Here is a 15,591-nt window from a genome sequence, read left to right on the forward strand (position 1 = left end):
CCTTCTGTTGTTTCAGGTATTACCTTAGGACAGCGATGACACCAGCACCGACAGTGAAGCCTGACGGATTTGCGGCAAGTGCTCGCGGGCGCCGCCGGTATCAGGAAACGAGGCCATAGCCCCGCTCAGCTTGGCTAGGTTCGGTCTCTCCGCCCCCGGTACTGCGTCAACTGCATGGGTTGTGATGACAGGTTGATTGCTAGCCCAGGACAGTTCCATCAGACCTTCCTTGGTGTAACTCCGTCGGGTAAAGCCCTCGACTAGGTGGTCCACGTTGATCACCGACGAGGAACCTTCCAGCTCGATTTGCAGGTGCCGATGGGCCATAGCTTGGCTGCCAAATACCTGACGCACCACCAGAGCCGTTCCGTTGCTGGAATCGGTTAACACCAAGTCGTCATCGTGGCGGTTCACTAGGATGCTCTCCGGATCAGCCAATGGTAGGATCAGGCGGTCCAGGGCTTGGCCCCGGTCGTCGTTATCGATGATGACTGTACGGTAATGGGACCACATCGCCTTGTTGAGGCGGTAGGTATCGTCATCGGCTCCGCCATGCAGAACCACACTGTCGACACCGGCAATGATCGGCGGCGTTAGATCATCTTTGCTGCCGCCAACTCCTCCGCCTTGGAGCAGAAGGGAAGAACCGATGCGCTCCACTCCCGTAAACTTGTTGAGCATCTGCGCGCTACCATCCTTGATCTGATACAGCGCCTGAGTCGTCGGGCTGTATACATACGCCGCCTTTTCGCCTGCGGCAATCCCTACGAAGCGCAGATTGTCCGAGACAGGAATGCCATTACCTGAAAATACCTGACCGCTGCCGATATCGAACCAGCCTGGCTCCTTGTTGTCCTGCAAGGTCAGTATCCCTTTGGCCTGCCACTGATCGGCGAGTTTAGTGAGTGCCTGTGACAGTTGGGCCAAGTTATTCTGCTGCCAGCCTTTGTCAACGCCAACTAGCTGCAACTCGCCGTTGTTGGTCCGCAGCAAGATCTCGCCCTTGACTGTGATCAGGCGCATGCCGACGTCGACTTGTTGCGCTGATTTGAGGTGCAACTCAGGCGTCAACTCACTGGCAACGGGAAGTTGCGCCGAGGCGCTAAGCATCTGGCCGGCGCCACCAAAAGCCGCCGCCAACGCATTCGCGGTCATGGCTGGTTGGCGATACAGCTTGCCGCTTTCTGGCTCAAAGAGACGCGCGGAGGTGCCATCCATTTCGAATCCCAAGAACTGCAACGATTTGTCTGACAGTGCTGCCGAAGCCACTACCACCTGGCCGTTGTGGTACCACACCGGTAACAGGCTCTTGCCGTCGCTACCTTTGATCCCGAACACTGCCAGAGTGGTGGTGCTATCGGTGATATTAGCCAGATCCCGCCACCAGTGGGTACGCCCCTTGAGCCAATGTTCGTTGACCGCTTCGTAGTTAAGTTGCCCTTGCGCATCGAGCCGGGCCACCCGACCATCCTCGGTGATGGCAAGCAGGCTACCGTTCAGATTGACCAAGTTGGCTAACGCTGGAGTGCTGATACGCAATGCACTGGGGTGGTTGGCGTCGAGAACAGTCTGGCCGGGACCTTCTTGGCGGAACAGGGCCTTCTGTTCCTTGCTGTAGAAGAAGAATACTTCTGTACCCGCAGGGCGGGGAATGCTGCCCGCCAACACGAGATCGGCTGGGATCGGCCAGGCGCTGCGGGTCTGTTCGTGCGCTTCAAAGTGCAAGGTCCAATCCGCCGGTGGCGCCAGATTCGGCTTGATCAGCGTACCGTCGCTGGTGCGTATCCAGTAGCGATGCGCCACGCCAGCCGTATCCACGCCGAATACCGTGACCAGCGCCGCGCTGGTCGGCTGGATCAGTCGTGCGCCTAACATATACGTCGGAGTTTCACGCTGGGTGCTATTGCTCTCATAGCCCTGGAGTATGGTTTTGAGTTCATCACCATGCCGACCGGTACGTGCCGAAAGCTGGAGTAGCGCATCATCACCCACCGCGCTGACCAACTCCATTCGGTCACCGAGGAGCCGATAGCTCAGTTCAGCTTCCTTCCCTTTTAGCTGATAACGGCGAGCCAGATAAACCGCGTCCCCTTCTTGCCATAACCGACTGATCTGGCCCGCACTCTGGTTGAACCAAGGCTCAAACTGCGCGTCGATCTGTCCAGTGGCGATGTCTACCCGCCACGCCGCCGCGTTGTCGGCATCGTAGAAATAGGCATGGTTGCCCATCACCGCACCTAGTTGGGCATGCTTGGTCTGTTCGTGAGTGGTGTCGGTGAACAGCATCCGTTTGTTGGTCACGTCGTAGAACGCTCGACCAACATCACGCCCATTGTGGCTGTAGTTCTCTACCACCACATACTGCCCGTGCAACTGATGTGCCTTGGCTAGATCATTCAGGTGCTGCTCAATTTGTTGGCCGGGCACCTGCCACTTGCTCGCATCTTCGCTGACTACCTGAGCTGTCAGGCTGGCGAAGTCGACTTCGCGCACTTCGCCCTTGCGGTTGACCACCAGCACTTGCTCCTTCCGATCTGAGTCGAGTTCGACCACCACTCCACCAACTGTCAGTCGGTTCTTCGACACACTGATGCTGTCACCGGCGAGCTGGCTGCTGTCGATGATCCAGTGCGATGGCGTACTGCCGACCAGATTGTGTGGGGCGTCGCTCGTGAGCTTCACGCTGGTGCCTTCGTTCAGCCCGATCAGGTACTCACCACCTGCGCCTTTGATCTCGTAATGCAGGTAGCCATGTAATTCCTTGGGCAGTTCGGGCACTATCAGTTGCCGGTTGCGTTGGTCGAGCACCACTTCGATCGGTGTCGCGACATACTCCTGATGAATCCTACGAATTGTCACTTCCCCCGGAAAGATGTAGAAGTCGTAGTCGAACCGTTTATCCTCTTCGAGCCTGCGGATTACATCAAAACCGGCATCATGACGCGTAGTCGCGCCGGGGAGCTGCATGTATTCGTAGTTGATGTAGGACTTAGGTGTACCCGGCAAGATCACAACATTGCTGTCTCCATGTTCAAGAGACCGGGAGGCATCCTTGTAACCAATGCCGCTGCGCACCTCGATCGCCTGACTACGGTCATGGACCATCTTTGGAAAGTCGCCGATCCAGAAGAAGTAATTGATTCTCCCTGAGCCGGTAGAGCCAGAATGGGTGCGGTAAATATATTGACTGTCGAAGTCGATCTGATTCTTGCGCAGATCCAGGGTTTTGATCACAGCCCCGGGCAGGGGTACCAGCACTTTCTTCTCGTTGTCATACCGATAGCCATTGCCTTTGTAGGCATCGTCGAGCGTGTTGAAGTAACGGCCTACTGCCTTGGCATCCTCGGCGACCGCGCCAAAGGCTTGCGCCAGTGCTGTAAAGCCTACCGCCAGCCCGCCAAGGATCACGCCAGCCCCACCGAGTACCGCCCCAGCTGTCGAGGCGCCCATCAACCCGGCGCCCACTCCGGCGGTACCGGTGACGAAGCTGGCCGAGTCGAACGCTAATTGGGTACCGAATACCGCCTTCTGCACATCGTTCTCAGCATGAGCCAGCTCATAAGCATCCAGACCGACCATAGCGCCGCCAAACAGCACCCCTGCGCCCTCGTTAACAGTGTGCCCCAGGATGGAGGTAAAGTCCTTGAGTGAGGTTTCGGCGGCCATCACTTCACCGCGCAGCGCCGTGCGCACCAGCGCAGTGATCTTGGTTACATCCTGCACGCCACCATGAGCCATCTGGACAAAGTTGAGGTAGCTGTGGACCTTGAGCGCGGTGGCTAGGTCAGGCGAAGCGATCCCACGTGCCGCATCGTTGCGGTTCTTGTCGGCAAACCATTGGATCAGCGTCTGTATTGCAAACCCGGCGTTTAACCCATCAACCGGAGCTGCTTCGCTGATACCGCTTTTAGGCCGTATCTGGCCGTGTTCGAAGGTGAAATGTTGGCTTAGGGTGAGCATATGTTCATCAACGAAGCGGCGGAATTCGATAAAGGTGGTATCGCCGCTGCTCACCCAACGGGTCTCCTCGGGTTGGGCGCGATTGATGAACTGGATTTGGTAGCGGCCTTCGCCTTGATCTTCGGTATTACTAATCACCGGCATCCAGCGCTGGTCAAGGTTGTTTTCTTGGGCGAGCCGTGTGCTGGCCTCGGCGAACTTCGCTCCCCACTGTTCGGCATCGAGGGTCGCCAATGCAGTGTGCAACCGAGCGTCCTTGGCAATCCGTACTTGGGCGTTAACCGCCTGTTCAACCTGCCGCCGTTGCTCTATGACCGTGGTTAGTTCATCGGGGCGGGTCAGGTCGGCCACGTTCAGGTCGTTGCCCACCGGCACCTTTGCCATCTTGCCGGTATCGATCTCCACCAGGTTGAAGATAGGGGTCAACTCGCCGCTAGGCGAACCGTAGTGGGCGGCCAGTTTACGCCCCACCAAGTGATTCTTCATGGCCCGGAAGAAGCTGACTGCATCGTTGAAAGCAAAAATCCCGACATTCGGGTCATAGAAATAGTAACGACGTCCTTCGAGTCCGATTGTATTTCCCACCATCATTGAGTGATTTGGGGTATTGAGCGCGAACATTGAGGTTTTGGTCGCCCCTTTTAGCAGGGAAACTACTTCGGACAATTTAACCTGCCCCCGCGCCGTTGATGCTTGTACGGCCTCAACGTTATTGGAGTGTAGTCTGATCAGACTGTTTGTCAGTAGCGTGGAACTGCTTGCGTGGGGATCGGCGGCAGCCAGGAAGAGTTTTTCCACCAGACTGTTGATACCCGCTTCGCCGTTGTTAGCCAGCGCCACCGCCATCGCCCTGACCAAGGGGTAGCAACGGCCGCCGGACTTGTCTCCGACCAGTGACAGGTAAAAATCCTGTGGCGCCAGACGGTCGAAGCTACTTCCGGCGCGATGAAAGTCCTCGCTGTACACCGCCGTCCACTTCAATACTTTGTCGATGTACTCTGCCTGGCTGGTTTCAGTAATGTGAACGCTCAAAGCGCCTTGCTGCTCGGGAGTGAGCTGGCCTTTGAGAAACAGGCTCTTCATCTCCAGGGCCGACATTCTGTCGTACAGCCCGGGGATGTTGATATCGCGGAAGTGGCGCTGACCATTGGTAAACGCGGTACCATGCACATTATGTTGGTGAGCTTCGGCGATCGCATAACGTTCGCCCACGCTACTGGTATGCTCTGGTCCGCTGTTCTGCATGGACGTATTGTCGATCCGCACCACGGCAGCCATGCTGTCCTTGGACTTGATCTGCTGCCATAACCAGCTTTGTTCAACGAAGCCTGCTTCACGCAGAACCGTATCGTATTGCGCTTTGTAGTACTCCAGAGTGATATTGATCTGTTTTATCTGTTGGTCAATCAAGTCGTGCTGAGAGCTAGTGCGCCGCTCCTCATAAAGTTTGCTTCGCTTGTTCGTCAACTGCTTGGTATCAGCGTTGATCCTGTCGTAAACTTCGGTGCGCAGCTTGCTCCATGCGGCAATTGCTGGATGATCAGGAGAAAACTCACCCTCTCTGTATACACCGTCGGCGATCCCTTCGACTGATACCCCGAACTGGGCAGCTACTTTTTTTAGTCGTTGGTGAATTTCCTCACGGTAAGTGGCGAATTGAGCTTGGTTGCGTTCAATTACTTGACTGTCTGCGATCTGGATCGAGAGTGGTTCTTCGTCGCCGCGTAATTTTAGCCGAAGCGTCTGGCCGTCTTGCTGATACTCCTGGCGCTGGAGCGCTAACTGCCATTGGTCATTGACGTATTGCATGTACGCCACGGCGAGGTTTTCGGTGGTGGCTGCTGCTTGGTAATCTTTGTAGTCCACTGCCATCACCACGTTATCGTATAGCAGCGAACTGTTGACTCGGCCATCGTGGTAGACCCGGTAGGTATTGGCATCTAGGCTGGTCACAACCACCGAGCCGCCCGATAGCGTTCCGGTAAACAGAAAGCTTCCCGCGATCGCATGTTTAGGAATGTCTACATAGGCTGGTGACGCATTGGCTTGGTCGGTGCTGTCGTAGCCGAGAAAATACGCTGGCATGCTGTTAGCGTCTTCTGCCGCTACATCGTTATTAGCGTTTCGATCGGTGTAGTCTAGCTCGTACAAGCCTGAGCCGATTTTCACTAGCAGGGCGTTCCCTTCTGCCGGGAGGCTCCCCGACCTGATCAGTGTTTCGGCGTTGATGGTGTTGGATTTGGCGAATAACACAGGATTGGCGGCGAACTGATGGATATCGGCGCTGCCCCGACGAGGCTCAGAGCCGCCATTCATGGGCACTAGCTCCCCTTTGAGTTCACTATCCCGTAGTGCTTGTGAGAGCAGCGCTGGGTTGTGTACATCGTACCCGCGCGTCTGCAAGGTATGCGCCAGGGCCTTCTCGATCGGAATATCGGTCAGCAAGGAGTGTGTACCTGCCGCCGCAATCAGTTGCGCTCGGGACTGACCATGACTGCTCGATCCGCCCGCGGCCGTTTCAGAATAGGAAATGCCTTTGCCCACGCGATACATACCAGTCGGAGTGTGTTCGACAAAGGCTGTCGCCGGTAACAGTTCGTTAAGCTTTTTGCCGATGGTTTGGGCATGCTCGATCCCGGCTCTGGAAAGGTAGATAACGGCTTGGTCGGTACGGCTGCCCAGATTTTTCGGCCCCATGATCTTGGCCTGTTCCAGCCAGCCGCGATTGTCATCATTGAACAATTGGGTCAATGCCCGGGCAAGCACGTTGAAATGCACCTTGCTAACGTTGATGGTCAGCCGTGCGCCAAGCTTGCCACGGGCGCCATAACGTTGCGCAAAATCCTTGGGCAGCATTCGGAAAGCTTCAGCATTGCCCAAGGCGTCATCAGTTTGCGAAGCCAGAGCTGTTTTCTCATTGCCTTGTACCAAGATGTCGACTGTCGTGGCGCGTGTCGCCAGTGCCTTGATATAACCGACAAATGCCTGTTGCTCGCTTTTATCGAGGCTACTGATACCGACCGGCCTGTCATTACTGTAGCGCCGATAAGCGTTGCCCTCTAGCGTCTGTTCCAGCGTTTTCTGTTGCTGGAGAAGCTGAGGACTCCACTTGCGACCGTTTTCACGGAACCCCTTCTTGATCTCTTGGATCAGCATTTGGATCTTCGGTTTGCTCTTCATCTCTTTAAAGGTCGCCTGCGCAGATGCAAGCAGCGACTGGTAGCTGTTACTAGGCATGATGGTTCTCCTTAGGAAAATCCTACTTTGGTATTTACGGGTTACAACGCTTCATGAGTGGCTGGATTACGGTGGACACGGTTGGTCGTTTGCGAGCTGAGAATCTTTCATCTGTAAGGTCCACAGCCGGGTATAGAGTCCGTCCAGAGCGAGCAGTTGCTCGTGGCTGCCCTGTTCGACCACTTGACCTTGGTCGATCACCAGAATCCGCTGGGCATGGCGCAGGGTATTAAGACGATGGGCGACGCTGATCACTGTACGGCCCTGAGCAATGCGCTGTAGGTTAGCCATCACCGCTGCTTCCGACTCGTAGTCCAGGGCGCTAGTGGCCTCATCCAGTAGCAGTATCCCCGGATTGGTCAGCAACGCTCGGGCCAGGGCGATGCGTTGGCGTTGCCCACCGGAAAGCTGGCCGCCACGTTCGCCGACTTGGGTTTCATAGCCTCGGTCCAGCGCGTTGATAAAACTATCGGCGCCGGCCAGAGTCGCTGCTTCATACACCTCCGCATCGCTGGCTTGGGGTCGGCACAAGCGGATGTTCTCGGCGATGGTGCCGGCAAACAGCACGCTTTCTTGCAGTACTATGCTCATGTTGCGGCGCAACGCTGCCGGATCTGCGATCGCCAAATCGATTCCATCCACCAACACTTGGCCGTGTTGGGGCACATAGAGGCGCTGCAACAACCGGGCTAGGGTGGATTTACCTGAGCCGGACGGACCTGTGATGCCGACGAATTCGCCGGGATGAATTTCGATGTTGAGGTTGCGTAACACCTCCTGACCATCCTTGTCATAGCGAAAGCGCACGCCCTTGAAGCTCACTCCTCCCTGTAACTTGGGTACGGAGGCCAGGCCGCCATTGCCACTTTCCCCCTCCTCATCAAGAATGTCGCCAATCCTGCGCATTGAGATCAGGGTGTGCTGGAAATCCTGACAGATCTGGGCCAGACGCAGAATCGGTTGGGTCACGTGTTCTGAAAGCATGTTGAAAGCCACCAGCTCCCCTGGGCTGAGTTTGCCCTCCATGACCAGAGTAACGCCCCACCACAGCAGCAGGGCGGAGGTTAGCTTCTGGATTAGGTCGATCCCCTGACCGGCCAGAATCCCTACCACTTTGGCGCGGAATGAGGCGCGGACGAAAGCGGATAGCTGCCGCTCCCAGCGGTGTAGGAAGCCGGCTTCGGTGGCGCTGGTTTTGATGGTTTCGATGCCGGTGACCGACTCGGTAAGGAAGGCGGTGTTGTCGGCCCCTAACTCGTATTCCCGTAATACCCGGGTACGCAGTATGGGTCCGATACATAGCCAGAACAGGAAGTAGAGCGCCAGGGAACCGAGTACCAGCCAGGTTAGCTCGGTGGCGTAGAGGAACATCACGGCTACAAACAGGCCAACAAAGGCCAGATCCAGTACCATAGTCAGCGCCGAACCGGTGAGGAATTGACGGATCTGGTTCATCTCGCGCACCCGGGCGATGATCTCTCCGGTCTGACGTTGCTGGAAATAGCTCATAGGCAGGGATGTTAGGTGCTGATAAAGGCGGCTGGAAAGCTCGGAGTTGACCTTGCTGGCGAGGTTGGCGAATAGCCAGGAACGAAGGAATCCATAGACTGGCTCGAACAAAGCTAGGGTCAACATGGCGATTCCTAGCACTTGCAGGCTAGATAGACTACGGCTGACCAGCACCCGATCGATCACGTTTTCGAACAGTATGGGTGTCACCAAGGCGATCACTTGTAGCATCAGAGACACTAAGATCACGCTCCTGAACTGGCTGACATGCTTACGGATGGAAGGCACGAACCAGCCGAAGCCAAATCTCTGCCGTTTCGGCGGTTCGGTCGCCTCTGCCAGCAGCACAGCGCCGCCTTGCCAATGGCTAGCGAGGACGGACCGGGGATAGCGACATGTCTTGCTCGCGCTTGGCTGGTACAAGGTAACTAACTCGCCCTCGACTTTTTCTAGCACCAGCCAGCCCTGTTCCGTATCCAGCAGGATAGGAAGAGGCAGAGTGTTGAGACGGCTCATATCTGTGGTGATGTGGCGTGCCCTCAGGCCGATCCACTGGGCGCAGCGACACAGGTCCTGGCTGTTCGAAACCCCTTGGGCGCGTCCGAGACGGTGGCTCAGTTGTTCCGGTTCCACCGCCAAGTTGAAATGGCGGGCGGCATGAGTCAGAGCCAGTAGGCCGCCATCCGTTACAGCCTTGGATTTGTCGACGATGATCGGTTCCGACAGAATAGATTCGATGGTTGACATTATCGTTCCCTCAATGCTTCAGACTGGTACTGTTGCAGTGGGCTGAGTAGGTAGTTGATCACCCGTCGATCACCGGTGCGGATTTCCGCGGTGATACTCATGCCTGCCTGTAGCGGTACCTCATGTTCGTCCACTGCGATGGAGGAGCGTTCCATCCGGATCTGTGCGGGGAATACCAAGCCTAGTTGTTCATCCTTGACCGCATCTTTGGAGACGTGGGCGACCTTACCCCGTATAGTGCCATAGCGGGTATAGGGAAATGAGTCGACTTTAATCTCCACCGGCTGGCCCGCGTGCACGAACCCCACATCTTTGTTCAACACCATCACCTCGGCCTCCAGGGGGGTATCATCGGGCACGATCACCATTAGCTGTTGGGCCGATTGCACTACGCCTCCCAGCGTGTGGATCGCTAACTGTTGCACCACGCCGTCGACCGGCGCCCGCAGGCTCTGTAACCGCTGTTTTTCGCCGGCCTTTATCAATTGCTGTGTCATGACCGCGACGGCGGTTTGAGCTTCGTTCAACTGGTCGTAGTATTCCCGGCGGGTCTTGGTCAGGTAGCGGTTCCGGCTCTCCTCTAGTACCTGATATTGCGCCTTGAGGACGGCCAACTCGGCGTACTGTTGAGAAAGGATGCGTTCGATCTCTAGTTTCTCCTTCTCCTGTTCTAGTAGCTCGACTTTTGGCAGTAGCTTGTTGGCGGCTAGGGTACGACGAGCCTCAAGACGCACTTTGATATTGGTTAGTAGTTTCTCCAGCTCAGTGATATCGGCGTTACGCGCACTCTGGTTCGCTTGGTTGACGTTCATCTCTCCATCCAGACTTTCTAAATTGGCGACCATCTCTTTCCAGATGCTGACCAAGTGCTCTCTAGCTAGCTCGACCTGTGCCTGCGGTATACTTTCCTGTACGGCGAAATGCTCAGTAGGGGTTTCGGTTAGCAGGGCCTGTAGTCTGGCCAGCTCCAACCGCTTGAAGTTTAGTTGCTCCTGCCGCTCTTTCAGCTCGGCCTCGACTCCTATGGGGTTGAGTTTGATCAGCACATCCCCGGCCTTAACCTTTTGTCCGTCACGTACATGAATCGCCACAATCTCGCCGGGTTCAAGGGACTGGATCACCTTAGAGTGGCTGGACACTAGCAGCCGGCCTGTGGCGTTGGCATGGATATCTAGGCGACCGACAATGGACCAGAGTAGAACTACCAGCAGAAATAGGGTCAATGCTATCGCTGTGCGCCTTGCCCAAGGAGCGGGAGGGCGTTCAACGATCTCCAGATAGCCGGGCTGAAATTCGTACTCGTCGCGGGTGCGTTTCATCGCTTTAGGAGCGTTACGCTCCCGACGCCAGGCCAGGAGGACGGTTTTTAGGTGTTTCTTGAACGACATCATGCCGTCTCCTTTCGTAATTCTTGCTGCATTTGCCACAATCTGGCGTAGCAGCCTCCCTTAGCCAGCAACTGGTGATGGTTGCCTGATTCGGTGATGAGGCCCTGTTCCAAAGTAATGATGCGGTCGCAGTGACGCACCGTGGACAGGCGGTGGGCAATGATGATGACGGTGCGCCCTAGAGCGATCTCGGCCATGTTGGCTTGGATCAGCGCCTGGGATTCGTCATCAAGGGCGCTGGTCGCTTCGTCGAAGATCAATATTTTGGGATTAGCCATCAGCGCGCGGGCGATGGCAATGCGCTGGCGCTGTCCTCCCGATAGGGAGCTGCCAGCCTCGGCCAGAACCGTGTCATAACCCAGAGGTAGTTGCAGGATAAAGTCATGTGCGCCTGCCAGTTTAGCGACTGTCATCACCTTCTCCAGCGAGGCGGAAGGATCTTTGAGTGCTATGTTGTGGCGCACGCTACGGTTGAACAGATAGTTCTCCTGTAGTACCACCCCAATCTGGCCGCGTAGGTAGCCGGGATCTAGCTGGTGTAGAGGAATGCCGTCGATTAAGATCTCCCCTTCGTCCGGAGCGTAGAGCTTCTGTAATAAGCAGGTCAGCGTACTCTTACCCGAACCGGAAGGGCCGACTATACCTAAGTTCTCGCCGGATTTGATATGCAGGGTAACACCCCGCAACACTGGGGCTTGATGGGGCTGGTAGCGGAACATTAGGTTGCGTATTTGTAGATCGCCAGAGAGTGGTTGTTGAGGACGGATGTTCCCCTGCTCCTGCTCGACGGGCAGGTTGAGTATGTCGCCGAGCTTATCGACAGCGACCCGGGTTTGGACAAACTGTTGCCACAGGTCGATGAGTTTGGCGATGGGTTGGTTGATGTGGGATACCATCATGTTGAAAGCGATCAGTTGGCCTATGGTGAGTTCCAGAGAGATCACCATGTTGGCGCCCAGCCAGATGATCCCGACGCCGGTCGTCTTCTGTAGCAGCATAACCCCGTGGCTGATGAAGCTGTTGAGGGTCTGAGTGCGGAAACCGGCTTCGACCATGTTCGCGGTCTGGGATTCCCAGCGCCGTTGCATCCTAGGTTCTACCGCCAGGCTCTTGATGGTTTCAGCGCCGCTGACGGACTCGTTTAGGAATGAGGTATTGAGGGCTGCCGTTTGGAACTGTTGTTCGATGCGCTGTTGCAGTGGTTTGGAGCTCAGCCAAGCTAGCAGAAAATAGAGTGGCAACACCGCCAGTACCACACAGGTTAGGGACGGCGATAGCCAGGCCATTACCCCGAAGAAGACAAAGGCGGAGGCTAGGTCCACGCACAGGGTTAGCATGGAGCCGGTCAGGAAGTCACGAATGTTGTCGAGCTCTTGCACTCGGGTGATGATAGCGCCTACCTGACGGTGTTTGAAGTAGAGAAGGGGCAGGCCGAGTAGGTGCCGGAACAGCTTGATCCCCAAGGTGATATCGATGCGGTTGGCGGTGTGGGCAAAAAGATATTCGCGCAGCCCCCGGAGCACCACTTCGAACAGCCCAACCACCACCAGCACGATTACCAGTACGTCCAGGGTGGACAGCGCTTTGTGTACCAATACTTTGTCCATCACCACTTGGAAAAACAGGGGGGTGACTAGGGCAAGTAATTGAAGCATTAGGGAAAAAAGCAGCACCTCGCCGAGGAGGCGGCGATGGTGGATAAACGCGGGTATAAACCAAGAGACATCGAACCTGAGGGAAGCTTCCCCTAACCGGATCACCTCCCCGCTCCATCTGGCTTCTAGCTCGTTGATGGGGAGTATTTCGGGTGAAACGGCATGAGGAGATTGGATCAGGGCCTGATCAGTGGAAAGGCGAGCTAATACAACAAATCCTCCCTGTTTGTCGCGAAAGGCCAGAGGCAGGAGCTTGGGAGTTAATCTGGAGAATTTTAAGCGGCACAATGCCAGATCAACATCATGTGCCTTGCCGTACTCTTTTATTGCAGGTTTCAGTTTGCCGTGAGAGAGCAAAGGCTGTGGTTCCTGAGCCTCACCTTTAGCTAATTGTAATAATAATCGGCAGCAGTTAAGAGCGGATGGCAATGTATCGGCATTGCCGGATATATTTTCCCTATTCATTATAATTTTCCCTCACGTGATACCGTTCTCACGTTATTGGCATAAAAAAAATCTCTCCGCAAGATGATGTATTGCAGAGTCAATTAATAATAATCTGTATTAATAGCACGGGCTTTAATTCGACTATATGTCATTTCCATAGGTGGGTGCAAGTTAAAGCTAATGAAAGTTGCGATTAATTAATTGATATTATATTAAAAAATAGGAATGAAAATAAAATATCTCATTTTGGATCATAAGATGAATTATTTATTTCATTGCGGGAAAAGTAGTGTCAAAAAATTGTTAATTTATCGTTGCTAATATTTCGTTATTAATCGGGCTATGGTATTCATCATCTGAATATATTGAATTGATATTAAGTATGTCGGTTTTTATTTTTTATGGAGAGTGAAAATTAAGGGGGAAATATTGGTGATGGCTGTCAGGAATGACCATTTTCAAATTTCTAATAAATTCGTTGAGGTCGTAAATGCCCCTTTGCCGCTAACTCAGAACGTAAAGAATATTCTCTTGGTGTGATTCATTCAGGTGTGAACGCCTTGCTGCTTTGCAACCATCTCAGTGACTTTTCGAAACAAATAATTAAAAGTGAATATGAAAGTTAGCTTTAGAGTTCCATACTACAGTATATCAATTTGACAAGATTTACTGGGATAGAATACAGGAAGAGTACGTAAAAGATTCACAAGAAGTTATTAACGACCTTGTGCATGAAATTAAAGCTAAAAATGAGTGGGTTGTTGAAGGGGCCTATGACAAACGTTTAATTCCTTTTCTTAAAGAATGTTCATTAATCATTAGATTTAAAGTTCTGTACTGGATTTGCACTATACGTATAGTCAAACGATTTTTATTATCAAAGTTAGCAAGAACACGACCTAAAGAGACATTTTATAACATTCTAGAGCTATTACGTTTTGCTAAACAGTTCGATAATTGTTTAGATAATTTCTTTAATATTCATCCAGAGTTTGTATCTAAGATCGTTATTGTGAGCGATAGTCGTTCATGTATTGATAAAATTAAAAGACATCTAATGTAATGTGAATAAAACTAGTTTTATAACTCTCTCTCAGTAAGATGCTCCCTGAGTAGTTGAAAAGCATCAGTATTGTTATTCTGTTGGTTGAAAAGGTACTTATGTCCTTCAGTTAACTGACTGTAGAACTGCCCACTATCTGTTATTTTTAATATCTGCCAAAGATCAGACCAGCCTGTTTCATTACTGCGCTCTAAAGGAGAGAGAGAAATAGATAACCCTCTTGTAGTGCCTGAAAAAAAGACGACATTATTATTTTCCGTTCTGAGCGCCAAGTGATTGATGAAATAACACTCACGGTTATCTTTTCCTACTAATAGATTAATAATTCCCTGAATGCCTAACGAAGATAAAATGTATTTAGTATACAGTGAGGGGAAACCATTAAGGGCATCTATATGGAAGGTGCTGTCCTCAATAAAAACATAGGAAGAAGGGATGTGTGGAACCTGATTTAATTTAAATAGTAGGTTTTCTTGAGGATCATCAGTTTGTAACTCTTTAAAGTCGAAGCTTTTATGAACCAAGTTTATGTCAGCATGACTGGAAAAAATAGATTCGGCATAAGTGTATTTCTTTGAGTTAGACGTGTAAAAACAAAGGTTCATAATCAAGTCACAATTTCATCTATTTTATATTTGGCATGAAAACCGCTTAATCCAACAGAGAGCCACAATAAGCACTCATTCGCAGGCAGTTAAGTTTCTCAGTTTATTCCCTTTCACCGTATTATAATGTACTTAAAAGGTCAAGCCAGTACGCAAATTGTTGCCAATGCGAATTTATAAAATAACGTATTAGAGCAGACCTTCGACGATATGAACCGACCTGAATTGACGGCTGGACGTTTCCTTATCTGTGGTATTGGCGCAAAGGGACGGGCAGGAGAAACGGCTGGTTGCCTATGTGGTGGCGGAGGTCCATGAAGGGACTGGCTAATAGCCTGCGTACTCACTTGAGTGCTATTTTGCCTGACTATATGGTGCCGTCAGCTTTTGTGCGTCTGGAGTGCTTCCACTGGGTTATTTAATCAAGTTTTTTGTCATCGATAGTAATCTAATCTGATTTTGTTTTTTATTGATTTTCTTTGCTATATATAAAAATATATTTCATTGTTGTTTTCATAAATAATTAAGAATAATTAATGTAAAATATTGAAAATAGCCATATATTTTCCATTATTAATATTGACCAATATCATGTCTATATATTTCTCTGATATGTTGAAATTAAACTATAAATTAATAAATGTCGCAGGGCGTAAAGTAAATTACCGTGTAGAACGATTTACTTGGGGGATATTGTCTTGTAATGAATGATTCATTACATAGCTTATTGTTTTACCTGATTACCATCGAATCTCAGCTAGCTTGAGTAAATACTCAGGTATAGGTGCTGCCCGGATACATGAATAAATAAGCTGTTCGAATGTTTTTTTAAGGTTAAAGCGCCAATTGAACCTGAAACAGAATTCGGCAAGATAACGAGGTAAATACTTTTTGCTAATCGAATGATATGTTCCGCGTATCGAATTTTTTACATTACTTATCATTGTGTTAACCCACTGAAAATAAGGAAGCTTAACACT

The 15,591-nt window shown here is 52.2% G+C and carries 6 protein-coding genes; all 6 read right to left on the minus strand.

Annotation, left to right across the window (positions count from 1 at the left end; all coding sequences use genetic code 11):
- Positions 1 to 24: 24 nt before the first annotated feature.
- The gene (locus EAE92_RS13245; RefSeq protein ID WP_214068415.1) at positions 25 to 7,197 is read right to left on the minus strand and encodes a TcdA/TcdB pore-forming domain-containing protein; all 7,173 of its coding nucleotides are present in this window, start codon (positions 7,195 to 7,197) and stop codon (positions 25 to 27) included.
- A gap of 66 nt (positions 7,198 to 7,263) precedes the next feature.
- Positions 7,264 to 9,453 (minus strand): type I secretion system permease/ATPase, encoded by a 2,190-nt coding sequence (locus EAE92_RS13250; protein ID WP_246545188.1) that lies wholly within the window; start codon positions 9,451 to 9,453, stop codon positions 7,264 to 7,266.
- A complete protein-coding gene (locus EAE92_RS13255; RefSeq protein ID WP_214068424.1) occupies positions 9,453 to 10,841 on the minus strand; it encodes an HlyD family type I secretion periplasmic adaptor subunit in 1,389 nt (462 codons plus the stop codon). Before EAE92_RS13255 ends, EAE92_RS13250 begins: the two co-directional genes overlap by 1 nt.
- Entirely contained in the window at positions 10,841 to 12,961 is a 2,121-nt protein-coding gene (locus tag EAE92_RS13260; protein ID WP_214068416.1) for a type I secretion system permease/ATPase, read from the minus strand. Before EAE92_RS13260 ends, EAE92_RS13255 begins: the two co-directional genes overlap by 1 nt.
- A gap of 1,062 nt (positions 12,962 to 14,023) precedes the next feature.
- Entirely contained in the window at positions 14,024 to 14,611 is a 588-nt protein-coding gene (locus EAE92_RS13265; protein ID WP_105398779.1) for a non-canonical purine NTP pyrophosphatase, read from the minus strand.
- A 740-nt stretch (positions 14,612 to 15,351) separates the two neighbouring features.
- On the minus strand, positions 15,352 to 15,591 hold a 240-nt coding region (locus EAE92_RS13270), incomplete at its 5' end, for a transposase (protein ID WP_214066812.1).

The sequence above is a fragment of the Photorhabdus hainanensis genome, assembly GCF_018448965.1.
In the GTDB taxonomy this organism is placed as follows: domain Bacteria; phylum Pseudomonadota; class Gammaproteobacteria; order Enterobacterales; family Enterobacteriaceae; genus Photorhabdus; species Photorhabdus akhurstii.